At 69.4% G+C, this 1512-nt stretch carries 1 protein-coding gene; it reads right to left on the bottom strand.

Annotated elements, in window-relative coordinates:
• Positions 1-22 precede the first annotated feature (22 nt).
• Positions 23-1261 (bottom strand): IS110 family transposase, encoded by a 1239-nt coding sequence (locus EV651_RS41095; RefSeq protein ID WP_166658959.1) that lies wholly within the window; start codon positions 1259-1261, stop codon positions 23-25.
• Positions 1262-1512 lie beyond the last annotated feature (251 nt).

Raw genomic sequence — 1512 nt, 5'->3', positions numbered from 1 at the left:
CATGACACTCCCTGTGTCAACCTCAGGCAGCGACGGGCTTGTTGAGCGCTGCTGCGGCACCGTGTTTGGCGGGGTCGTAGGGGACGCCATCGTGCCAGCAGCGCCAGATGATGCGGATCCAGGCGCGGGCGAGGACGCGGACGGCGTGGGGGTGGTCTTTGCCCGATGCGCGGGCCTGGTTGTAGATGTTGGCGGCCCAGGGGCTGGCGTGGCGGCTGTTGTCGGCGAAGGTGGTCAACGCGACGCGGAAGCGTTTGTTGCAGGCCCAGCGGAAATGCACGGCCCGGTGTTTGCCGGACTCTTTGGTGACCGGGGTGCAGCCGGCGAGTGCGGCGACGGAGTCGGGGTGCTCGTAGGCTTGGCGGCAGTCGCCCCACTCGGCGAGTATCTGGGCGGCGTTGATCTGACCCGACCTTGGCAGCGACGTGAAGATCTCGCCGTCCGGATGCTCCCCGAGGTGGGCGGTGGCCGACCGGTCGAGGTTCTTCACGGCCGTGTTGAGTGCTTTCAGGACGTCGGCCAGGGCGAGAACGGTGTCGTGCAGCGCCTCGGTCAAGGCTTCGCCGCTGGCTCCGGCCGGGGCCGACCGCAGGCGTTCCAGCAGTTGGGTGGCCGGACGGCGGCCGGAGTAGCCGTGCTTGGTCAGGAACGCCTGCATGCGTTTCTCGCCGAGGTGCTTCGCGCTGTTGGGGGTGGGGTAGCGGGTCAGGAACTCCAGGCTGATCGGCGACTCGACGTCGGCGAACACGGCCTTGGCGCCGGGCCAGTGGTCGTCCAGCAGCGCGGACAGCTGGTTTGTGGCCGCGACCCGCATGTCGACCAGGTCGGTGCGGGTCCGCGAGACCGTCCGCAGTGCGCGGGTGTCGTCGGAGTACGGCGTGGCCACGCGCAGCCGGTGCTGCCGCAACCGCAGGTACTCCGCGATCACGGCGGCGTCCGCGGCGTCGGACTTGGCACCGGACAGCACCTCGCCGTCGCGCCAGGCCTTGATGGCGTTCGGGGAGACCGGCACGACCGGGTGCCCGGCCTCGAGCAGCAGATCGACCAGGCGGCCGTTGGGGCGTTCGATCCCGACCTGCACGTCACCGGGCCCGGCGAGCTTGCCCAGACGGCGGATCAGCATCGTGATCCCGTCGGCGGTGTGGGCGATGGTGAACCGGTCGACGATTTTCCCGGCATGGTCCATCACACAGACGGCATGGACCTCCGCGGCCCAGTCCAGTCCGGCGAAGAACTGCGCGGGCGGCAGCCCAGCAGACACAGCAGACAACACGACTCCTTGCGATGGCAGCGACGACCCGGCGGCGACGAGGCCGGCACCTGGGCGGTCACTAACCGGCGCTCTACGGCGCATCTCCCTGTTGCCAGTCCGCGGCCTCGGGAGAGCCGGGGGCGGTGGTGTCATGGAGGCCCTCAACGAGCGACCGACCTAGACCGTCACCCCGGCTCCCGCCGAGTCCCAACAGCAAGCACCATATCGGTGCCCACAGCAAGGATGGTGCCCTAGTGACC

The sequence above is a fragment of the Kribbella sp. VKM Ac-2571 genome (assembly GCF_004362255.1).
GTDB lineage: Bacteria > Actinomycetota > Actinomycetes > Propionibacteriales > Kribbellaceae > Kribbella > Kribbella pratensis.
The sequence above is the reverse complement of the archived record's forward strand: the minus strand, read 5'-3'. Positions and strand labels throughout refer to the sequence as shown.